This is a genomic window from Streptomyces sp. NPDC020807 (assembly GCF_040641575.1).
GTDB lineage: Bacteria > Actinomycetota > Actinomycetes > Streptomycetales > Streptomycetaceae > Streptomyces.
Map to the genome: position 1 here is coordinate 454,578 of NZ_JBFADU010000002.1, position 21,933 is coordinate 476,510.

The window sequence follows — 21,933 nt, forward strand, 5'->3', positions numbered from 1 at the left end:
GCCGTGCCGTGCCGCTCGCGCTCAGGCCGTCAGGCCTCGACGGCGCCGAGCTGGCCCATCAGGCCGAGCAGGTCGTACTGCCACCAGCCCTCGACGGCCTTCCCGTCGTCCCGGAAGCGGTGGATCACCGTGCCGGTCATGGAGACCTTCTGCCCGGTGGGCTGGATCCCCATGAAGTCGCCGACGTGCGTCCCGTTCCACGTCCAGCGCGTGCAGACGCGGTCCCCGTCGGCGAGCTGGTCCTCGATGGTGAAGGCGAAGTCGAAGGCGCCCCGCCACATCTCCGCCTCGCGGCGCAGTGCGTCCATGCCGTAGGCGTCCTGCGGGTTGGTGGGGTCGTGGTCGTGGTACCCCTCGGCGAACACCTCGTCCAGCGGCGGCAGCTCCTCGTCGCTGGTCGAGATCAGCTCGAAGAAGCGGCGGACGTTGGCCTTGTAGAGCGCCTCGTCCCGGACGACGTCCAGGTCGGTGAAGGTCGGCATCTCGTCGCAGAGGGCGACCATCTCCCGGAAGATCCGGTCCGTCTCGGGCAGTTGGGAGTTCCGCATGGCCACGTCGTACGAGGGGAACTCCACGATCTCCACGACGTGCGACGCGTCCGACCGGTCCTTCCCGACGATGCTGTGGACCGCCGTCCGCCTGCCCTCGGTCTGCTCGACCCACTGGTCCATGAGCCGGTTGAGGTCGTCGACCCGACTGGTCTTGCAGTCGATGATCTGTACGAATGTCATGGCGCCGCCTCCGGACCCAGACCCCCAGACCCCCAGGACCCTTCCAGTCTAGGTCCCGGTGCCCCCGCGGCTACTGGGGACCGTACTTCCGTCCCGCCTTCGACGAGACCCCGCCGAGCAGGCCGCGCGGCGCCAGCTTCACCACGCCCATGAGGGCCTTGTAGCGCGGGTCCGGGATCGACAGCGTCCTGCCCCGGTGCAGGTCGGACAGGGCTGCGGTGACCAGCTTGTCCGCGTCCAGCCACATCCACCCCGGGATGTTGTCCGTCCCCATCCCGGCCCGCTCGTGGAACTCCGTCCGTACGAAGCCGGGGCACAGCGCCATCAGCCGTACGCCGCTGCCCGCGAGGTCCCGCGCGGCGCCCTGGGTGAACTGCACGACCCACGCCTTCGACGCGCCGTACGTGCCGCGCGGCAGGAAGGCCGCCACCGAGGCGACGTTGACGACCCCGCCCCTGCCCCGTCCCTTCATCGCCTCCGCGGCGGCCGAGGTCAGCCGGAGGACGGCCTCGCAGTGGACCGTCAGCATCTTCAGCTCGTCGGCCATGGAGACTTCGAGGAAGCGGCCCTTGTTGCCGAAACCGGCGTTGTTCACGAGCAGGTCGACGGGTCGCTTCGGGTCGGAGAGCCGCGCCTCGACGGCGGCGATGCCCTCCTCCTCGGAGAGGTCCGCGGCGAGCACCTCGGCCTCGACGCCGTGCCGGTCGTGCAGTTCGGTCGCCTGCTCCCGCAGCCGCTTCACGTCCCGTGCCACGAGCACGACGTCGTGCCCGTCCGCCGCCAGCTTCCGCGCGAAAGCGGCGCCGATGCCCGCGGTGGCGCCTGTGATCAGTGCAGTCGTCATACGGGCACGGTAGTGCCCCGGCGCGCGGGGGGCCCCGTCCTGGAACCGGTCTTACGCACCCGCGTACTTCCCGGCGTACTGGCGTGCGAGCGCGAGGAGCCCCGACTCCATCCACTCCGCCGCCGCCAACGTCCGCGGCAGCAGCGAGCGTTCGACCGTCGACGCGCGGTGCAGCAGGGCGACCGTGATGTCGTGGTCCGGCCGGTGGACGACCGCGATCGGGTCCCCGGCCCGGACCTCGCCCGGCTCGATCACCCGGAGCAGCGCGCCGGGTCCGGCGGTCGACAGGGTGAACCGCTTGACCCAGCCCTTCTCGCCGACGAAGCCCGCGAACGTACGGCACGGGATCCGGCTGCCCGTCACCTCGACGACGAGCTCGTCGCCGATCCGCCAGCGCTCCCCGATCAGGGCGTTGTTGACGTCGAGACCGCGCGTGGTGAGGTTCTCGCCGAACGAGCCGGCGGCCAGCTCGCGGCCGAGCTCCCGCTCCCACAGGTCCATGTCCTCGCGGGCGAAGGCGTACGCGGCGCGGTCGGTGCCGCCGTGGAACCTCAGGTCGCAGATCGTGTCCCCGGCGACTCCGCTCCCCCCGACGCCGGTCGCGCCCGGGTCCTGGATGCGGACGGGGCCGGCGACGGGGCGCTTGTCGATGCCCGTCATGCCGCTGGCGGACTCGGTGTAGTCCGCGGCCCTGGCGCGGCCGGCGTTCACGCTGAGCAGGGTCGACGAGGTCGTGGGCGAGGTCATGCGGGTACTTTACGGGGATTTAGCTCAAAGGATCACCTGGGTATTCGGCGATTCACCCAAGACTCGCTTATGCTTGAGGTCATGATCGAGGCCCGCCACCTCCGCGTCCTGCGCGCCGTCGCCGCCACCGGATCCTTCTCGGCCGCCGCGCGCGAACTCGGCTGCACCCAGCCCGCCGTCAGCCAGCAGATGAAGGCGCTCGAATCCTCCGCCGGCACCCCGCTGCTCATCAGGACGGGCCGCGAGATGCGCCTCACCCAGGCGGGCGAGGTCCTCGTGCGGCACGCCTCCGGCATCCTCGCGGGGCTCACCGCCGCCGAGGAGGAGGTCGCCGCCATCGCCGGACTCCGGGCCGGCCGCGTCCGCCTGGTCTCCTTCCCGAGCGGCAGCTCGACCCTCGTCCCCACCGCGCTCGCCGCCCTGCGCGCCGCGCACCCCGGCACCCGCGTCTCGCTCGTCGAGGCCGAGCCGCCGCGCTCGATCGAGATGCTGCGGGAGGGCGACTGCGACGTGGCCCTCGCCTTCCGGTACGGAGCGGGGCAGGCAGAGTGGGACGACCTCGTCGTCCGGCCGCTCCTGGCGGACCGCCTGGTGGGCCTGGTCCCGGAGGGGCACCGGCTCGCGGGGGCCGAGTCGGTGGGCATCGCCGAACTCGCCGACGACTCCTGGATCGCCGGCTGCCCGCGCTGCCGCCGCCAGCTCGTGGACGTCTGCGAGGAGGCGGGCTTCACCCCGCGCATCGACTTCGCCACGGACGACTACCCGGCCGTGGTGGGCCTGGTCGGCGCGGGCCTGGGCGTCGCCGTCCTGCCGGAGCTCGCGATCGAGTCCGTACGGCCCAAGGGGGCGCGGACCGTCACGGTCGAGCCCGCGGTGGAGCGGGAGATCGTGGCCCTGACGCTGCCGGACCTGGCGCAGGTCCCGGCGGTCGCGGCCACCCTGGACGAACTGAGCCGCGCCGCCACGCGCGCGTAGCGCGCGTACGGGGCCCGCGCCGCCACGCGCGCGCAGGTGTACGGGGCGTACCCGCGTCACCACGCGCGCGTGGGCGCGGTTCGCTCCGGGTTCGGGTCAGGCCCCGTCCTCGCGGTCGGCCCGACCATCGTTGGGGAAACGTTCCTTCACATGTGCTCCACGATCGGGCGGCCCGCGGCCGCCGCCGATGCGGTCATGGGCGTGACCGGTCGGACCGGTGTCGCCGTCGGCGCCGCCGCGATCAGGCGGTTCCTTGCGCGTCCCATGAGTTCTTCGCGTTCGTCCTCGGTGAGGCCGCCCCATACGCCATAGGGCTCCCGCACGGCGAGTGCGTGTGCCGCGCACTCCGCGCGCACCGGGCACCGCATGCAGACCTCTTTCGCCGAGTTCTCGCGCGCACTCCGTGCCGCGCCGCGCTCTCCCTCGGGGTGGAAGAATAGGGAGCTGTCCACTCCGCGGCAGGCCGCGAGGAGTTGCCAGTCCCACAGATCGGCGTTGGGTCCGGGAAGGCGGGAGAAATCTGCCATTGCGCTTGTCCCCTTGAAACCGTGTCGAACGGGTTGGTGGGCGGGTGGATGGCTGATCGTCCGGGGCTCCTCGGGCCCCGTCGGCTCGGGTAGTACAACTACTGTCGAAGTAGATGTAAATATGACTCATTGCGAATCTAGCCACAGACACTGCGAAAAGGGAAGAAAACCGGCTAAATGGGGCAATAGGTTTCGATCGAGGGCAGATAGGCCGCGTCGCTCTCCTCCGCTTACGTGTCCTCACGTAGAGTGCGGAAGGCTGCCGTCCGACCCGTAACTCTTTCGAGTGACCGTCGTTGAGAGTGCGGAGGCGGTTGAAGGAACAGGCGATCGGGCAGGTGTCCGAGAGCGTCAATCGCACAGGTGACGATACGTACCAGCCCTGGAGGCTCAAGGTGACGCGCAACAGCTGCGAGAGCCACGGAGGTCAGTCATGACATCCGTCCTCGTCTGCGATGACTCCCCGCTTGCCCGAGAGGCGCTCCGCCGCGCGGTCGCGACCGTGCCCGGCGTCGAGCGTGTGACCACCGCGGCCAACGGCGAGGAAGTCCTCCGCCGCTGGGGCGCGGATCGCTCGGACCTGATTCTGATGGACGTGCGCATGCCCGGCCTGGGCGGCGTCGAGACCGTCCGCCGGCTGCTCTCCGCGGACCCCGGCGCCCGGATCATCATGCTGACGGTCGCGGAGGACCTCGACGGCGTCGCGCTCGCGGTCGCCGCCGGCGCCCGCGGGTACCTGCACAAGGACGCCTCGCGCGCCGAGCTGCGGGCCACCGTCACGCAGGCGCTCGCCGACCCGACCTGGCGGCTCGCCCCCCGCCGCCTCCGCTCGGCCGAGATGGGCGCCGCGCCCACGCTCACCGCGCGCGAGATCCAGGTCCTGGAGGGCATGAGCCACGGCCGGTCCAACGCGGAGATCGGGCGCGAGCTCTTCCTCTCCGAGGACACCGTCAAGACCCACGCCCGGCGCCTCTTCAAGAAGCTCGGCGCCTCGGACCGCGCGCACGCCGTGGCGCTCGGATTCCGCTGGGGTCTGGTGCGCTGAGTCGCAGGTCACCGGCGCCCTCCCCGTCCTCGATCGCGTCCGCCGAGAGGCGGACGGGGTGGGCTTGTGTCACTTCCCCGCGGAATGCCGCATCCTTGAGGTGTGGAGGATGCGGAGTTCCTCGGGGACGAGTCGGTCGAGCGGGAGGGGAGGGCGCGGGAGATGAGTGCCGGCGCACCTGCTCATAACGCTTCGGTGCACAACTACGGACGCGGTGCCGCGAACGCAGGAGCGTCGGGGCACCATGGAGCGATGCGCGACGACGAGACCGTGGGTTCTCCCGTGCCCGCCGGGCAGGGGGAGATCGCCGCGCTCGTGCGCCGCGCGGTCGACGGCGACGCCCAGGCCACGCACGATCTCCTCGCGCGTGTCCATCCGCTCGCCCTGCGGTACTGCCGCACCCGCCTCAACCGGCTGCCGGGTGACGCGCGCCACTTCGTGGAGGACCTCGCCCAGGAAGTCTGCGTCGCCGTCCTCATGGCGCTCCCGCGCTACAAGGACACCGGCAGGCCCTTCGAGGCCTTCGTCTTCGCCATCGCCGGACACAAGGTCGCCGACCTCCAGCGGGCCGCCATGCGGCACCCCGGGTCCACGGCCGTGCCCTCCGACGAGATGCCCGAGCGACCCGACGACTCCCTCGGCCCCGAGGAGCGCGCGCTCCTCAGCGACGACGCCGAGTGGGCCAAGAAGCTGCTCGCCAACCTTCCGGAGAACCAGCGCGAGCTGCTCGTCCTGCGCGTCGCCGTCGGGCTGACCGCCGAGGAGACCGGCCAGATGCTCGGCATGTCCCCGGGGGCCGTCCGGGTCGCGCAGCACCGCGCGCTCAGCAGGCTGCGGGCGCTGGCCGAGCAGTAAGCGTCGACCGCGCCACTCATCCCTTTCGTACACGTGCGAACGTCCAAAGCTCCTCGCTGATCATGGTCGTGGAATGAGACACCGCCCAAGGCCGTTAGCATGGACATCCGCACCGATCAAGGCCATTGGGGAAGGTGTCATGACTGCAAACGTCGACGGAGTGCCCGAGAAATTCGCGACACTCGGGCTGACCTACGACGACGTGCTGCTGCTGCCGGGAGCGTCCGAGGTGCTCCCGAACGCGGTCGACACCTCGTCCCGCATCTCGCGCAACGTCCGCGTGAACATCCCGCTGCTCTCCGCCGCGATGGACAAGGTCACCGAGTCCCGCATGGCCATCGCCATGGCGCGCCTCGGCGGCGTCGGCGTGCTGCACCGCAACCTCTCCATCGAGGACCAGGTCAACCAGGTCGACCTGGTGAAGCGGTCCGAGTCGGGCATGGTCACCGACCCCATCACCGTGCACCCCGAGGCGACGCTCGCCGAGGCGGACGCGCTGTGCGCCAAGTTCCGCATCAGCGGTGTCCCGGTCACCAACCCGGACGGCAAGCTGCTCGGCATCGTCACCAACCGTGACATGGCCTTCGAGTCGGACCGCAGCCGCCAGGTGCGCGAGGTCATGACCCCGATGCCGCTCGTCACCGGCAAGGTCGGCATCTCCGGCGTCGACGCCATCGAGCTGCTGCGCCGCCACAAGATCGAGAAGCTTCCGCTCGTCGACGACGACGGCGTCCTCAAGGGCCTCATCACCGTCAAGGACTTCGTCAAGGCGGAGAAGTACCCGAACGCCGCGAAGGACTCCGAGGGCCGTCTGCTCGTCGGTGCCGCCGTCGGTGCCAGCCCCGAGGCGCTGGAGCGCGCCCAGGCGCTCGCCGCCGTCGGTGTCGACTTCCTCATCGTCGACACCTCGCACGGCCACAACAGCAACGCCCTGAGCTGGATGTCGAAGATCAAGTCCAGCGTCAACGTCGACGTGATCGGCGGCAACGTCGCCACGCGTGACGGCGCGCAGGCGATGATCGACGCCGGCGTCGACGGCATCAAGGTCGGCGTGGGCCCCGGCTCCATCTGCACCACCCGCGTGGTCGCCGGCATCGGCGTCCCGCAGGTCACCGCCATCTACGAGGCGTCCCTCGCGGCCCGCGCCGCCGGCGTCCCGCTGATCGGCGACGGTGGCCTCCAGTACTCCGGCGACATCGGCAAGGCGCTCGCCGCCGGCGCCGACACCGTGATGCTCGGCAGCCTCCTCGCGGGCTGTGAGGAGTCGCCCGGCGAGCTCCTCTTCATCAACGGCAAGCAGTTCAAGTCGTACCGCGGCATGGGCTCGCTCGGCGCCATGCAGTCGCGCGGCCAGGCCAAGTCGTACTCGAAGGACCGCTACTTCCAGGCCGACGTCGCCTCCGACGACAAGCTCGTGCCCGAGGGCATCGAGGGCCAGGTGCCCTACCGCGGCCCGCTCGCCAACGTCCTGCACCAGCTCGTCGGCGGCCTCCGCCAGACCATGGGCTACGTGGGTGCCGCCTCCATCGAGGAGATGGAGTCGAAGGGCCGCTTCGTCCGGATCACGTCCGCGGGCCTCAAGGAGAGCCACCCGCACGACATCCAGATGACCGTCGAGGCGCCGAACTACAGCAGGAAGTGACGCCCTAGCGGTGCGTGACACGTGAGGGGCGGTTCCGGCATATGACCGGGACCGTCCCTCACGCTTGTGTCGGGGATACTGGTAGGCGCAGACGTAGAGGGAAAGGCCACACATCGTGACTGAGATCGAGATCGGGCGCGGCAAGCGCGGCCGCAGGGCGTACGCGTTCGACGACATCGCCGTCGTACCGAGCCGGCGCACCCGGGACCCGAAGGAGGTCTCGATCGCCTGGCAGATCGACGCCTACCGCTTCGAGCTGCCCTTCCTGGCGGCTCCCATGGACTCGGTCGTCTCGCCGCAGACCGCCATCCGCATCGGCGAGCTCGGCGGCCTCGGCGTCCTGAACCTGGAAGGGCTCTGGACGCGGTACGAGGACCCGCAGCCGCTCCTCGACGAGATCGCGGAGCTGGACGAGGAGACCGCGACCCGCCGTCTGCAGGAGATCTACGCCGCCCCGATCAAGGAAGAGCTGATCGGGCAGCGCATCAAGGAGGTGCGCGACTCCGGTGTCGTCACCGCCGCCGCGCTCTCCCCGCAGCGCACCGCGCAGTTCTCCAAGGCCGTCGTCGACGCCGGCGTGGACATCTTCGTCATCCGCGGCACGACGGTCTCCGCCGAGCACGTCTCCGGCGCCGCCGAGCCGCTGAACCTGAAGCAGTTCATCTACGAGCTCGACGTCCCGGTCATCGTCGGCGGCTGCGCCACGTACACCGCGGCCCTGCACCTCATGCGCACCGGCGCGGCGGGCGTCCTCGTCGGCTTCGGCGGTGGCGCGGCCCACACCACGCGCAACGTGCTCGGCATCCAGGTCCCGATGGCGACCGCCGTCGCCGACGTGGCCGCCGCCCGCCGCGACTACATGGACGAGTCCGGCGGCCGGTACGTCCACGTCATCGCCGACGGCGGCGTCGGCTGGTCCGGCGACCTCCCGAAGGCCATCGCCTGCGGCGCCGACTCGGTGATGATCGGCTCCCCGCTGGCCCGCGCCGTGGACGCGCCCGGCAAGGGCCACCACTGGGGCATGGAGGCCGTCCACGAGGACGTGCCGCGCGGCAAGCTCGTCGACCTCGGCATCGTCGGCACCACCGAGGAGATCCTCGCGGGCCCGTCGCACCGCCCCGACGGCTCGATGAACTTCTTCGGCGCCCTGCGCCGCGCCATGGCCACCACGGGCTACACGGAGCTCAAGGAGTTCCAGCGCGTCGAGGTCACCGTCGCGGACGCCCAGCACAAGCGCTGACCGTCTGTTTCGTCGTACGGGGAAGGGCCCCGCACCGGTTTCGGTGCGGGGCCCTTCCGCGTACAGGTACAGGTACAGGTACGGGTACGGGTACGGGTGCACGCGCGCGCGTACGGGTCAGGCGGCGGCCTTCCGGGCGCCGGAGAACGCGGCGAAGGCGGCGATGCCGAGGAAGCGGAACGTCAGGGGGTCCTTGCCCTCGTTCCAGGCGCTCGTCAGGGCGCCGAACTACACGCCGCCCGCGGACCCGGAGGCTAGGAGCCGCCTGTGACGGCGGCACAGGGGATTCCGGTTCCTTCGGAGGGACTGCTCAGAGGCGGTGGGCCGTCCCGGCCGGCGTGGCGCCCCGGGTGTCGAGGAGCAGCTGGGCCTTGACCGCGAGCCCCTGGAGGTCGTAGGTCCGGTGGTGCTGGAGCAGGATCGTCAGGTCGGCGTGGGCGGCGGCCTCGTAGAGGGAGTCCGCGCGCGGGACGGGGACCTCGCCGGCGCGCCAGTCGGGGGCGTGCGGGTCGTGGTAGCTGACGGCCGCGCCCAGGTCCATGAGGCGGCGTGCGATCTCGTCGGCGGGGGAGCCCTGGCGGTCGGGGAGGTCGGGCTTGTACGTGATCCCGAGCAGCAGGACCCGGGCGCCGCGGGCCGACTTGCCGTGCTCGTTGAGGAGGGTCGCGGCGCGCTGGACGACGTACTGGGGCATGCGCTCGTTGACCTGGCCGGCGAGTTCGACGAGGCGGAGCGGGCGGTGGCCGCCGATCGTGTCGACGGGGGCGCCGTGGCCGCCGACGCCCGGGCCGGGGCGGAAGGCCTGGAAGCCGAAGGGCTTGGTCTCGGCGCAGCGGATGACGTCCCAGAGGTCCACGCCGAGCTCGTGGCAGAGGACCGCCATCTCGTTGACGAGCGCGATGTTGACGTGCCGGAAGTTGGTTTCGAGGATCTTGACCGTCTCGGCCTCGCGGGGCCCGCGTGCGCGGACGACCTTGTCCGTCAGCCGGCCGTAGAAGGCGGCGGCCGACTCCGTACAGGCCGGGGTGAGGCCGCCGATGACCTTGGGCGTACCGGAGAAGCCGTGGGTGCGGTTGCCGGGGTCGAGGCGGCCGGGGGAGTACGCGAGGTGGAAGTCGCGGCCCGCGCGGAGCCCCGAGCCGATCTCCAGGACGTCGCGCAGGTGGCCCTCGGTGGTTCCCGGCGGGACCGGGGACTCCAGGATGACGGTGGTGTGGGGGCGCAGCCGCGTGGCGAGCGTGCGGGCCGCCTCGGTGACGGCGGTGAGGTCGAGGGTCCGGTCGGGGCCGAGGGGGGTCGGCCCGCAGAGGACGGCGGTGCGGACGCGGCCGAGCTCCGCGGTGTTGGTGGTCGGCCGGAAGCCCCCCGCGAGCATGCGGCGGATCTCGGGAGCGGTGAGGGAGCCGTCGACGGGGGAGCGGCCGGCGGAGAGCTCGGCCGCCGGACGGGGGTCCGTGTCGTAGCCGATGGTGTCGATGCCTGCGGCGGTGGCGGCCTGGGCGAGGGGGAGTCCGTGGTGGCCGAGGCCGATGACGGCGAGATCAGCGGGCATGGGGGATGGGCCGTCCTTCCCAGTAGCCGGGCCGGGGGATGTCAGACTAGGCGTAAATATGACCGATATGCGGCATTGTGGGGCGGAAGATCGCCGAGTGTTATCCACAGGGTGGCGGCGGGGCGGTGGCTGATGTCGGCGGAGGGGGACAGAATCAAGTCTGTGAGCCACGCCACAGCGGGTGGCTCGCCGGGCGTGCGGGCGCGGCTCGCGTCGCGCGACTCGCGGATCGAGGCCGGCGGCTCGCCGCACGGGCGCGGGCACGGGTCCGTGCGGACGGACGACGGAGGACGACGGGAGGCGGCAGTGGTGAGGACAGCGACACTGGGCCCCGCCGAGCGCACCGAGGCGCTCGCGGCCATGGCGGAGCGTGAGTTGGACGTGCTGGTCGTCGGCGCGGGGGTCGTCGGCGCCGGGACCGCCCTCGACGCCGTCACCAGAGGCCTCTCCACCGGCATCGTCGAGGCCCGCGACTGGGCCTCGGGCACGTCGAGCCGCTCCAGCAAGCTCATCCACGGCGGCCTGCGCTACCTGGAGATGCTCGACTTCGCTCTCGTGCGGGAGGCCCTCAAGGAGCGCGGTCTGCTCCTGGAGCGGCTCGCACCGCATCTCGTGAAGCCCGTTCCCTTCCTGTATCCGCTCCAGCACAAGGGCTGGGAGCGGTTCTACGCGGGCTCGGGCGTCGCGCTGTACGACGCGATGTCGATGTCCTCGGGCCACGGCCGGGGCCTCCCCGTCCACCGCCACCTCTCCCGGCGCGGTGCCCTCCGGGTCGCGCCCTGCCTCCGGAAGGACGCCCTGGTCGGCGCCCTCCAGTACTACGACGCCCAGATGGACGACGCCCGCTTCGTCACCACCCTCGTCCGCACCGCCGCGGCCTACGGGGCCAGGGCCGCCAGTCGTGCCCGGGTCGTCGGCTTCCTCCGCGAGGGCGAGCGGGTCGTCGGCGCGACCGTCCAGGACGTCGAGTCCGGCGGCTCGTACGAGATCAGGGCCCGCCAGGTCGTCAACGCGACCGGGGTGTGGACGGACGACACCCAGGCCCTCATCGGCGAGCGCGGCCAGTTCCACGTCCGCGCGTCCAAGGGCATCCACCTCGTGGTCCCCAAGGACCGCATCCACTCGACCACCGGACTCATCCTGCGCACCGAGAAGTCCGTCCTCTTCGTCATCCCGTGGGGACGCCACTGGATCGTCGGCACCACCGACACCGACTGGGACCTCGACAAGGCCCACCCGGCCGCCTCCAGCGCCGACATCGACTACCTCCTGGAGCACGTGAACACGGTGCTCGCCACCCCGCTCACCCGCGACGACGTCCAGGGCGTCTACGCGGGCCTGCGGCCCCTGCTCGCCGGCGAGTCCGACGCCACGAGCAAGCTCTCCCGCGAGCACACCGTCGCCCATCCGGTCCCCGGCCTCGTCGTGGTGGCCGGCGGCAAGTACACGACGTACCGCGTGATGGCGAAGGACGCGGTCGACGAGGCCGTGCACGGCCTCGACCAGCGAGTCGCCCCCTGCGTCACCGAGGACATCCCGCTCCTCGGCGCCGAGGGGTACCGGGCGCTGTGGAACGCCCGGGCGAGAACGGCGGCGCGGACCGGACTGCACGTCGTCCGCGTCGAGCACCTCCTCAACCGGTACGGCTCCCTGGCGGAGGAGGTCCTCGAACTGATCGCCGCAGAACCGGACCTCGGCCGTCCGCTCACCGGAGCCGACGACTACCTGCGCGCCGAGATCGTCTACGCGGCCTCGCACGAGGGCGCCCGCCACCTCGACGACGTCCTCACCCGGCGGACCAGGATCTCCATCGAGACCTTCGACCGCGGGACGCGGAGCGCGCGCGAGTGCGCGGAGCTGATGGCGCCCGTCCTCGGCTGGGACGCCCGCCAGGTCGACAAGGAGGTCGAGCACTACGAGAAGAGAGTCGAGGCCGAGAGGGAGTCGCAGCGCCAGCCGGACGATCTGACGGCGGACGCGGCCCGGCTCGGGGCGCCGGACATCGTGCCGATCTGACGGGACGTCCGTGTCCGCCGGGGTCCCGGGGGAACCCGGGGGGTGTCCTGGGGCGTCGTCATCCCGGAGTACGGACCCGGGGGCGGCACCCTTCCCGAAGTGAGGGACAATGGCCTCTCTTCCAGGGCCGGTTACCACATCGCGCCGGAAGCGGCAGTCGCGGCGGAGATCAGGGATCGCAGAGGGGACGCATGTCGGAGGCGGAGCAGTCGCGGGACACGGCGAAGGACCCCCGGCGGGACGCCGCCGCGGGGGCCGCGACCGACGGCGACCGAGGAGCGGTCCCGGCCGCGCGCGAGGCGGAGCGGAGCCCGCGGGACGCGAAGGGCGTCGAGGACGTCGTGGACGTCGAAGCGGTCACGGACGCCAGGGCGGCCGAGGGCGTGGGGGCGGCCGACGGCGCCGAGCGCGCCGAGGGCGTGAAGGGCGCTGACGGAGTCGTGCGGGACGCGGTGGAATCGGGCGTCGCGGGCAAGGACTCTGACGGGGCGACGGGCTCTGACGGGGTGGCGGGTTCCGGCCCGGCCGCCGGTACGGGTCCGGGCGCGGGCACCGGTGCGGCCGTGGCGGCCGCCGGTTCCGGTGGGCGGCTGCGGGGGACCGAGCCGTCGACCGGTTCGGGCGGGTTCGGTGCCGGGGACGGCGCCGGCGCGAGCTTCGGCGGCGACCGGCTCCGCAAGGACACGGCCTCGGAAGGCCGTCTCCTCGCCGGGCGCTACCGGCTCGGCGTCGTCCTCGGACGCGGCGGCATGGGAACGGTGTGGCGCGCGGTCGACGAGACCCTCGGCCGGCACGTCGCCGTCAAGGAGCTCCGCTTCCCGAGCAGCATCGACGAGGACGAGAAGCGACGCCTCATCACCCGGACCCTGCGCGAGGCGAAGGCCATCGCCCGGGTCCGGAACAACGGCGCGGTGACCGTCTTCGACGTGGTCGACGAGGACGACCGTCCGTGGATCGTCATGGAGCTCATCGAGGGCAAGTCCCTCGCCGACGCCGTCCGCGAGGACGGCACGCTCACGCCCCGGCGCGCGGCCGAGGTCGGCCTCGCCATCCTCGACGTCCTGCGTTCGGCGCACCGCGAGGGCATCCTCCACCGCGACGTGAAGCCGTCCAACGTGCTGATCGCGGAGGACGGCCGCGTCGTCCTGACCGACTTCGGCATCGCCCAGGTCGAGGGCGACCCCTCGATCACCTCCACCGGCATGCTCGTCGGCGCCCCCTCGTACATCTCGCCGGAGCGCGCCCGGGGCCAGAAGCCCGGCCCCGCCGCCGACCTGTGGTCGCTCGGCGGGCTCATCTACGCGGCGGTCGAGGGCAATCCGCCGTACGACAAGGGCTCCGCGATCGCCACGCTCACGGCGGTGATGACCGAGCCGGTCGACCCGCCGAAGAACGCGACGCCCGAGCTGGAGCAGGTCATCTACGGGCTCCTGGCCAAGGACCCGGCGCAGCGGCTCGACGACGCCCGTGCGCGGGTCCTGCTGCGGGCCGTGCTCGACGCGCCCGAGGCGGCGCCCGCGGCCTCGGCCGAGGTCACCACGGTCGTACCGCTGCCGCCTCGCCCCGCCGGGACCCCGGAGGTTCCCGCGGCCGGCAAGGGGCCCGACGCGCCGGCCGACCGGATGCGCGGGGCGCTGAAGTCCGTACGGAACGCGGCCGCTTCCGTGAAGGCCGAGCCGACGGCCGGTCAGGCCGCGGGGCCCGACGCCCGGCCGCGGCCCCGGCTCGCGACCGAGCCGCTGCGGGGTGACGGCAAGCCGGCCCCGGCCCGCGCGCCGCTGACCGACGTCGTTCCGCGGCGCACGCTGATCATCATCGCCGCGGTCGCCGTCCTCGCCATACTCGGCACGATCCTCGCGGTCTCCCTCGGCGGCGGGAGCGACGAGGGCAACCAGGGCAAGGGCGACGGCGGCACCACGGCCTCGGCCGGCGCCTCGGCCGGAGGCGACGGCTCCGCCGGGGCCGACGGTTCCGGTTCCGGTTCCGGGTCCGACGGCGGCGTGGGCGGCCCCGGGCAGCAGGGCGGCGTGCAGCCCGGCAGCACCGGCAGCACCGGCTCCGACGGCTCCAGCGGCGCGAACGGCTCGACGGGCTCGAACTCCTCGACCGGATCGGACGGCTCGAACGGTTCCACGGACGGGAAGGGCGGTGTCACGCCCACCGGCACCACCGGCGGCGGTGGCAAGGGCGCGGTGCTGCCCGCGGGCTACGCGCTCGTCACCAACGACAAGCTGCGCTTCTCCGTGGCGGTCCCCGGCACCTTCAAGCCCAGCTCGATACGGGGCTACGACCTCGGCGTGATACTCAGCGAGCACGGCGGCTTCCCGCGCGTCCAGGTGGACTTCAACGCCAGCCCGAAGGACAACGCGGCGACCGCCTGGGCCCTCGCCCAGGGCGGCGTGGCCGTCACCAGCCAGGACTACCGCCACATCGGCATCAGGACCGTCTCCTACAAGGGGTATCCGACGGTCGCCGACTGGGAGTTCACGCGGACGCAGAAGGGCCAGCCCGTCCGGGTCCTCAACCGCGGCTTCAAGGTCGACGACAAGCACGGCTACTCGATCATGATCACCTGCCGGGCGGACGCGTGGGACGGCGAGGAGTGCCGGACGCTGCGGGAGACGGCGTTCGCCACGTTCAGCCCCAAGGACTGACCGGTCCCACGTATCGTGAGAGTTCGTGAGCCGGAAGCAGTCGACCGAGGTCGCTAACTGCTCGACGGCGGACCGGAATTGACTGACTCGCGTGGGGAGGCGTCGTGGACGACTACGCGGGAAGGGTGCTCGCCGACCGCTACCGCCTGCCGCTGGCGTCGGCCGGGACGGGCGCGGACCCGGGGGCGTACGACGTCACCGAGACGCGCGCCTTCGACACGTACAGCGGACAGGAGGTCCTGGTCCGCCAGGTGCCGCTGCCTGAGTTCGTCGACGCCGAGGTGCTGGACGGCGCGGACGGCCCCGACCGGGCCCACGGCGCCGCGGGGCGGGCGACCCGGCGGCCGGCCGAGCCCGTCGTGCGCCGGGCGATCGAGGCGGCCCAGGCCGCCGCGCAGATCCCCGATCACCCGCTCCTCGACCAGGTCTTCGACGTCTTCGCCGAAGCGGGCTCGCTGTGGATAGTGAGCGAGGTCGTGGCGGCGAGGCCGCTCGCCGCGCTCCTCGCGGAGCGCCCCCTGAACCCGTACCGCGCGGCCGAGATCGGCGCCGACGTCCTCACCGCCCTGCGCGCCCTCCACGCCCACGGCTGGGTCCACCGGAACATCACCGCCCGGACCGTCCTCGTCTGCGACGACGGGCGCGTGGTCCTCACGGGGCTCGCGGTGGGCGCCGCCGAGGAGGCCCTGTGCGGGTACGCGCCCGTGCCCGAGCAGGGTGACGGCGGCGGGTTCGGGACGGGCTTCGGGGACGGCCTGCCGGGAGTGGCGCCGCCCGGTGTCGCGTCCGCTCCCGTCTCCGAGTACGCCGATGTGTACGAGGCCGAGGTCTACGAGGAGTACGAGGAGTACGAGGAAGCGGAGGAGGACGAGGAGGAGGGCGAGGAGGAGGGCGAGGAAGCCGAGGACGAGTACGAGGAGGCGGAGGAGTACGGGGAGGCGCACGGAGAGGCGGAGGCGGCGGAGAGCGGGGAGTTCGAGGACCCGTACGGCGCTGCCCAGGACGACGGCGACGGCGTCGAAGGGGTCGAGTACCTCCCCTACGAGGCCACCGTGACGAACCTGGAGACCGAGCCCGTGCCCGCCCCCGATCCGGCCCCCACCCCGTACGGAGCCGATCCGTACGGTGCCGCCGCGAGGGCTGCCGGCGGGTCACGGACCGGCCCCGAGCCTCCCGCGCTCCCCGCGCCGCCCACCGCCGACGTCCGGGCCGCGCGCGCCGGGGCCATCGCCGCCTACCGCGCCGCGACGCGTGCGGCGGCCCGGCTCGGCGAGTCGGGCGCGCTGCCGGTCCAGCGCCCGGCGCCGGTGGAGCCCGGCACGGAGCAGCCCCCGTCCGCGGAGCCCGTACCCGTACCCGCGCCCCTCCCCGTACCCGCGCCCCTCCCCGTACCCGTGCCGCCGCCCGCTCCCGTGCCCGCTTCCGGTGCGCCCGAGCCGCAGTGGTGGTCGCAGGCGGCGGACGACGACGATGACGACGACGATGACGCGACCTACGGCGGCCCGCCCTCCGGGCCCGCGCCGCGCGCCCACCTCAAGGGCAGCTGGAGCGACGGCCCGCACGCCTCGCGGGACGGCGACGGGCCGATCCCGGCGGGCGGCGGCTCCGTACTGCCCGGTTCGGGGCGTCCCGCGCTGCCCGCCGGGTACACGGCCGCGACCCCGGAGCCCGTCCTCCCGGCGCCCGCAGGGGTTCCCGGGCCCGAGCGGTTCGCCGTACCGTCCTCGGCCACGTCCTCGGTGCCGGCCCATCGCGGGCCCACCACGCGGCTGGCCGCCGAGCGGGCCCGGCAGACCCGGATCGCCGTCGTCGGTGCCGTCACCGAGCGCTGGGCGCCCGAGCAGGCCGGCCCCGTGCACGAGAACTGGCGGCTCGCCCCGCCGATCGGCCCCGCCACCGACCTCTGGGCGCTCGGCGCGCTCCTCTACAGGGCCGTCCAGGGGCACGCGCCCTACCCGGAGGACAGCGCCGCCGAACTCGTCCAGCTGGTCTGTGCCGAGCCGCCGGCCTTCGCGGAGGAGTGCGGTCCGCTGCGCCCGGTCGTGGAGTCGCTGCTGCGCCAGGACCCCACCGAGCGGCCCGATTTCGAGGAGCTGCGCGGCTGGCTGCGTTCCCTCGTCCGTTCGGCGCCGGAACCTGACACGGGCTTCGGAGCCGTACCGCCGCAGTCGTTCGACGCGACGCGGCTGCCGATCGTCCGGCGCCGCGGCGAACTCGTGCGCCGGCGCCTCCGGCGCGCGGGGGCGGACTCGGGGGCGGGTCGGCACCGGCACAAGCGGGGCAAGGACCCGCGCCCGGCGGCCCGCCGCACGGAGGAAGCGCGACCGCAGGAGCCGGAGTACCGCGAGGAGTACCGCCGGGATTTCCGCGAGGAGCTCCACGAGGAGTTCCACGAGGCGGGGCAGCGGCAGGAGGCGTACCGGGAAGAGGCGTACCAGGAAGGGACGTACCAGCCGGAGTTCCGCGAGGAGGTCCCCCGGCGCGCCCCCCGCCCACCGCGCACGCCCCGCCCGCCGCGCACGCCCCGCGCGGGCGGTTCCTCGCGTTCCCTCGGCCGTACGCTCCTGCTCGCCGTCCTGGTCCTGGTCGGCGGAGCCTTCGCGTACGCCGTCTTCTTCATGCCCCGCCAGTCGGAGACGCCCGCCGGGCCGACGGCTTCCGCGCCCCCGGCGACCGCCCCCTCGACGCGGACCGCCGAGCCGTCCACGGAGCCCAGTACGCAACCCAGTACCCGGCCGAGCACGGAGAAGCCGAGCGCGAAGCCGGCCACCCCGCCCCCCGCGAAAACCACGGCCCCGCCCGCCGCGGCCTCGACCGGGCCCGCCCCGGCCGCCGGGTACGTCCTCCAGCGGGACCCGGAGGGATTCAGCGTCGGGGTGCCGAAGGGCTGGCGGCGCAGTCCGATCAACGACGCCGGCCAAGTGCGCTACACCAGCGGCGATTTCACGATGATCGTCGTCCCCGGCCGGGACTCCGTCGGGGACAACGGCGCCGATCCCTTGGAGTACCAGAACTCCAAGGAGCGCGAGCTGGAGCCCTGGCGCGCGTCCAGCTGGTCGGACGTCGACGACGCGCGCCGGGTGGACATCGGCACGACGGCGACGGCGACGGGAAGTTACTGGTGGCTGGACAGTACGGGCCGTGAGGTCTTCGTCCGGAACCTGGCGCTGATCGACGGCGGCCGGTACTACGTCGTCCAGGTCATCGGCCCGAGCGGGCAGCGCGACAAGGTCTCCGCGATCCACGACGAGGCGTCGAGGACCTTCCGCCCCGGACGCTGATCCGGGCCTTCCGCAGACTCCCGCCGCGCCCTTCGGCCGGGTCCTCCGTCGGAATGTCACCGTCCCCTGGTCACAGTGATGTTCCTATGGCCGCCCCGAGGTTCCGCCGCCCGTGGTCCCCTCCGTAACCTGGCACTCGAAGGAACGGGCGGGGGCAAGTGGAACATTCTCAGAGCACAGGGGCGGGGCTGTTGCTCGCCGGTCGCTACCGGCTTGGCGAGTGCATCGGCCGTGGCGGCATGGGCAAGGTCTGGCGCGCGCACGACGAGGTGCTGCACCGCGTCGTGGCCGTGAAGGAGTTGACGGCGGGCCGGTTCGTGGCCGAGGCCGACCGGCTCGTCCTGCACGCACGGACGCAGAAGGAGGCGCGTGCCGCCGCCCGGATCACCCACCCGGGCGTGGTCACCGTCCACGACGTCCTGGAGCACGACAACCGTCCGTGGATCGTCATGCAGTACGTCGACGGGCCCTCGCTCGCCGACGCCGCCAAGGAGGCGGGCACGATCGAGCCGCGCGAGGCGGCACGGGTGGGGCTGCACGTCCTCGGCGCCCTGCGGGCCGCGCATGCGGCCGGGGTGCTGCACCGGGACGTCAAGCCGGGGAACGTCCTGCTCGCGCGGGACGGGCGCGTCCTCATCACCGACTTCGGGATCGCGGCGATCGAGGGGGACGCCACGATCACCCAGACCGGTGAGATCGTCGGCTCCATCGACTACCTGGCGCCCGAGCGGGTACAGGGCGGCGATCCCGGTCCCGCCTCCGACCTCTGGTCCCTCGGCGCCACGCTGTACACGGCGGTCGAGGGCGTCTCGCCGTTCCGCAGGAGCTCGCCGATCAGCACCATGCAGGCCGTGGTGACCGAGGAGCCGCCGCACCCCGAGAAGGCGGGGGCGCTGGCGTCCGTCATCGTGGCGCTGCTGCGCAAGGAGCCGGAGAACCGGCCGCGCGCGGACGAGGCCGAGCGGATGCTGCTCGACGCGATGGAGGGGCGCGCGTCGGACGCGGCCCAGGCGTACGTCCCGACCCAGCGCGTGACGCGGCGGGAACTGGCCGGCCCGGCCGGCGGGGAGACGGGCGCCGAGGCGGCCCGCGAGACGCCTCGCACGCAGGGCCGCCGCGAGCAGGGCCGCGAGCAGGGCCGCGAGCAGGGCCGCGAGCAGGACCGCCAGTCGGGCCGCGAGTCGGGCGGGCAGAACGGAACCGGCCTGTCCGGTACGGAGTTCAGCCCCGTGCCCGGCGCCACCGTGGCCCCCACCTCCCGCTGGCCCCACCCGACCGACCCGTCCTCCGCCACCCCCGCGCCTTCCCCCTCCTCCGTTTCCGCCTCCCGAGGCCGCTGGCGCACGATCGTCCCCGCCGCGCTGCTCGCCGGCCTCGTCGCGGGCGGCGCCGTCTACGCGGCGATGAACTTCATGGGCGGCGACCGTCCGGGTACCCACGCCACCGCCCCTCCGGTCACCAAGAACGCCGACGGCACCGCGGACGCCGTCCCGGCCGGCTGGCACCGCGTCGACGACCCCGCGGGCTTCAGCCTCCTCGTACCCGACGGCTGGAAGCGGCAGAAGGAGGGCGACCAGATCGACTACACGCCCGACAACGGCCGCCACCGCATCCGGATCAGCATCGACCGGAAGCCGGACTTCGAGAACCCGTACATGCACGCGCAGGACCTGGAGAAGACCGTGGAGACGCGGCTTCCCGAGTACCAGCGCGTGAAGCTGATCCAGACGACCTACCGCGACCAGGTCCGCTCCTGCCTCTGGGAGTTCACCTGGAACGAGAAGAAGACGTTCCCGGGGCGGCGGCACGCGATCGACCAGTTCTACTACGCGGACGACGGCACGGAGTACGCCGTGTACATGTCCTCGCCGGAGTCGAGCTGGGAGACGACGCGGGAGCAGTTCGACATCGTGCTCCAGCACTGGCGGGCACCGGGCGACTGACCCGCGCCCCGCAGGGTCCGGGCGATGTCCGGGCGGCCCCAGGGCGGTCGGGAAATTTCTCCCCGCCCGGCCCCCGTCGACCGTAAGCCGCTGATCAGGGCTTATGTGCCAGTGATCACTGGCGCGATGCGCGCATGCACGGAAAACGCGTTACCGACGGGTACCCAAAGGGCAGCCCGCCGCATACGCTCGCCTTCATGACGGACTCGCAGGCCCCCGCCGCCCTCCCGGTTTCCGACGTCCCCGCCGTGAAGGGCGTCGTGCCCGCCGGCGCGAACAACCCTGTCGCGCCCGCGCCCGCCGGCGCGCGTACCGCCGCCGACGTCGTGACGCCCGAGGTGGTCGCCCGGCTGACCCGCGGCGTCATCGGCTCCGGCCGGACCGCGAACCACACCCCCTTCACCGGGGAGCGGCTCGCCGAGCTGCCCGAGTCCACCCCCGAGGACGTCGCCGAGGCCTTCGCACGCGCCCGCGCCGCCCAGCCCGTCTGGGCCGCGACCCCGGTCAGGGCCCGCGCCGCCGTCCTGCTCCGCTTCCACGACCTCGTCCTCCAGCGCCAGTCCGAGATCCTCGACCTGATCCAGCTGGAGACCGGCAAGGCCCGCCTGCACGCGCACGAGGAGGTCCAGGCGGTCTGCGTCGCCGCCCGCCACTACGGCCGCAAGGCCGCCTCGTACCTGCGCGCGAAGCGCCACACCGGCGTCGTACCGACCCTCACCAAGGTCACCGAGCTGCGCCAGCCGCGCGGGGTCGTCGGCCAGATCGCGCCCTGGAACTACCCGCTGGAGCTCTCCGTCGGCGACGCGCTCCCGGCCTTCGTCTCCGGCAACGCGGTCGTCATGAAGCCGGACACGGAGACCGCGCTGACCGCGCTCTGGGCTCGTGACCTGCTGATAGAGGCGGGCCTGCCCGCCGAGGTCTTCCAGGTCGTCATCGGCGAGGGCCCCGTCGTCGGCCCCGAGGTGGTCAAGCACGCCGACTACGTCTCGTTCACCGGCTCCACCCGCACGGGCCGCGAGGTCGCCCAGGGCGCCGCCGCCCGGCTCGTCGGCGTCTCCCTGGAGCTCGGCGGAAAGAACGCGATGCTCGTCCTGGAGGACGCGGACGTCGAGAAGGCCGCCGCCGGAGCCGTCCGCGCCTGCTTCTCCTCCGCGGGCCAGCTCTGCATCTCCATCGAGCGGCTGTACGTGCACGAGTCCGTCGCCGACGCCTTCCTGGAGCGCTTCGCGGCCCGGACCAAGGCCATGCGGCTCGGCAGCTCCCTCGCGTACGGGGCGGACATGGGCTCCCTCGTCGGCGAGCGGCAGCTGGAGACGGTCACCAAGCACGTCGACGAGGCCGTCGCCAAGGGCGCCACGCTCATCGCCGGCGGCGTCGCCCGCCCCGACATCGGCCCGCTCTTCTACGAGCCGACCATCCTCGACGGCGTCGAGGCCCCGATGGCCGTCTGCTCCGAGGAGACCTTCGGCCCGGTCGTCTCCGTCTACCGCTTCTCGGACGAGGACGAGGTGATCGCCCTCGCGAACGGGACGCCGTACGGCCTCAACTCCTCCGTCTGGACGAAGGACTCGCGCCGCGGCCACGCCGTCGCCGCCCGTCTGCGGACCGGCACGGTCAACATCAACGAGGGGTACGCCCCCGCCTACGGCAGCGTGCAGTCGCCGATGGGCGGCATGAAGGACTCCGGCCTCGGCCGCCGCCACGGCTCCGAGGGCATCCTCAAGTACACCGAGGCCCAGACCGTCGCCCAGCAGCGGCTGATGCCGCTCGCGCCGTCCTTCGGCATGGACGACGAGAAGTACGCGGCCGTGATGAGCCTGTCCCTGAAGGCGATGAAGGCCCTGCGCCTGCGCTGACCCACCCGTCTGTCCCCGCCCCTTT

At 72.9% G+C, this 21,933-nt stretch carries 15 protein-coding genes; 10 read left to right on the forward strand and 5 right to left on the reverse strand.

Features of this window, described 5'->3' with window-relative positions:
• Positions 1-29: 29 nt before the first annotated feature.
• The 3 genes from AB0G79_RS05280 to AB0G79_RS05290 form a co-directional block, all read right to left on the reverse strand.
• Positions 30-731 carry an ester cyclase gene (locus AB0G79_RS05280; protein WP_360800346.1) on the reverse strand — a complete coding sequence of 234 codons (702 nt, stop codon included), beginning with the start codon at positions 729-731 and terminating at the stop codon, positions 30-32.
• A 70-nt stretch (positions 732-801) separates the two neighbouring features.
• Positions 802-1,575 (reverse strand): SDR family oxidoreductase, encoded by a 774-nt coding sequence (locus tag AB0G79_RS05285; RefSeq protein ID WP_360800349.1) that lies wholly within the window; start codon positions 1,573-1,575, stop codon positions 802-804.
• A 51-nt stretch (positions 1,576-1,626) separates the two neighbouring features.
• Positions 1,627-2,322 (reverse strand): MOSC domain-containing protein, encoded by a 696-nt coding sequence (locus tag AB0G79_RS05290; RefSeq protein ID WP_360800352.1) that lies wholly within the window; start codon positions 2,320-2,322, stop codon positions 1,627-1,629.
• Positions 2,323-2,403: 81 nt separating this feature from the next.
• Here AB0G79_RS05290 and AB0G79_RS05295 point away from each other — a divergent pair, with 81 nt between their 5' ends.
• Complete coding sequence (locus AB0G79_RS05295) at positions 2,404-3,297, forward strand: LysR family transcriptional regulator (RefSeq protein ID WP_360800355.1); 894 nt, start codon at positions 2,404-2,406, stop codon at positions 3,295-3,297.
• Positions 3,298-3,443: 146 nt separating this feature from the next.
• Here the strand turns inward: AB0G79_RS05295 and AB0G79_RS05300 are convergent, their stop codons facing one another.
• A complete protein-coding gene (locus AB0G79_RS05300) occupies positions 3,444-3,824 on the reverse strand; it encodes a WhiB family transcriptional regulator (RefSeq protein WP_360800358.1) in 381 nt (126 codons plus the stop codon).
• A 433-nt stretch (positions 3,825-4,257) separates the two neighbouring features.
• Between AB0G79_RS05300 and AB0G79_RS05305 the strand changes: the two genes are divergently transcribed.
• From AB0G79_RS05305 to AB0G79_RS05320, 4 genes are all read left to right on the forward strand, one after another.
• Positions 4,258-4,869 (forward strand): response regulator transcription factor, encoded by a 612-nt coding sequence (locus AB0G79_RS05305; RefSeq protein ID WP_003948568.1) that lies wholly within the window; start codon positions 4,258-4,260, stop codon positions 4,867-4,869.
• Between the two features lie 252 nt (positions 4,870-5,121).
• The gene (locus AB0G79_RS05310) at positions 5,122-5,724 is read left to right on the forward strand and encodes a sigma-70 family RNA polymerase sigma factor (RefSeq protein WP_360800361.1); all 603 of its coding nucleotides are present in this window, start codon (positions 5,122-5,124) and stop codon (positions 5,722-5,724) included.
• Positions 5,725-5,863: 139 nt separating this feature from the next.
• Entirely contained in the window at positions 5,864-7,366 is a 1,503-nt protein-coding gene (guaB, locus tag AB0G79_RS05315) for an IMP dehydrogenase (protein WP_360800364.1), read from the forward strand.
• A gap of 115 nt (positions 7,367-7,481) precedes the next feature.
• Complete coding sequence (locus tag AB0G79_RS05320; RefSeq protein ID WP_360800367.1) at positions 7,482-8,606, forward strand: GuaB3 family IMP dehydrogenase-related protein; 1,125 nt, start codon at positions 7,482-7,484, stop codon at positions 8,604-8,606.
• 310 nt (positions 8,607-8,916) lie between these two features.
• Here AB0G79_RS05320 and AB0G79_RS05325 read toward each other — a convergent pair whose 3' ends face one another.
• On the reverse strand, positions 8,917-10,158 hold the full coding sequence (locus AB0G79_RS05325; protein ID WP_360800370.1) for a nucleotide sugar dehydrogenase: 1,242 nt from the start codon (positions 10,156-10,158) through the stop codon (positions 8,917-8,919).
• A 309-nt stretch (positions 10,159-10,467) separates the two neighbouring features.
• Between AB0G79_RS05325 and AB0G79_RS05330 the strand changes: the two genes are divergently transcribed.
• The 5 genes from AB0G79_RS05330 (at position 10,468) to AB0G79_RS05350 (ending at position 21,908) form a co-directional block, all read left to right on the forward strand.
• The gene (locus tag AB0G79_RS05330; RefSeq protein ID WP_360800373.1) at positions 10,468-12,174 is read left to right on the forward strand and encodes a glycerol-3-phosphate dehydrogenase/oxidase; all 1,707 of its coding nucleotides are present in this window, start codon (positions 10,468-10,470) and stop codon (positions 12,172-12,174) included.
• 191 nt (positions 12,175-12,365) lie between these two features.
• On the forward strand, positions 12,366-14,828 hold the full coding sequence (locus tag AB0G79_RS05335) for a serine/threonine-protein kinase (protein ID WP_360800375.1): 2,463 nt from the start codon (positions 12,366-12,368) through the stop codon (positions 14,826-14,828).
• 104 nt (positions 14,829-14,932) lie between these two features.
• Entirely contained in the window at positions 14,933-18,109 is a 3,177-nt protein-coding gene (locus tag AB0G79_RS05340; protein ID WP_360800378.1) for a protein kinase, read from the forward strand.
• Between the two features lie 158 nt (positions 18,110-18,267).
• Positions 18,268-20,052, forward strand: a complete 1,785-nt coding sequence (locus AB0G79_RS05345; protein WP_360800381.1) for a protein kinase — start codon at positions 18,268-18,270, stop codon at positions 20,050-20,052.
• 197 nt (positions 20,053-20,249) lie between these two features.
• The gene (locus AB0G79_RS05350; RefSeq protein ID WP_360800384.1) at positions 20,250-21,908 is read left to right on the forward strand and encodes a succinic semialdehyde dehydrogenase; all 1,659 of its coding nucleotides are present in this window, start codon (positions 20,250-20,252) and stop codon (positions 21,906-21,908) included.
• Positions 21,909-21,933 lie beyond the last annotated feature (25 nt).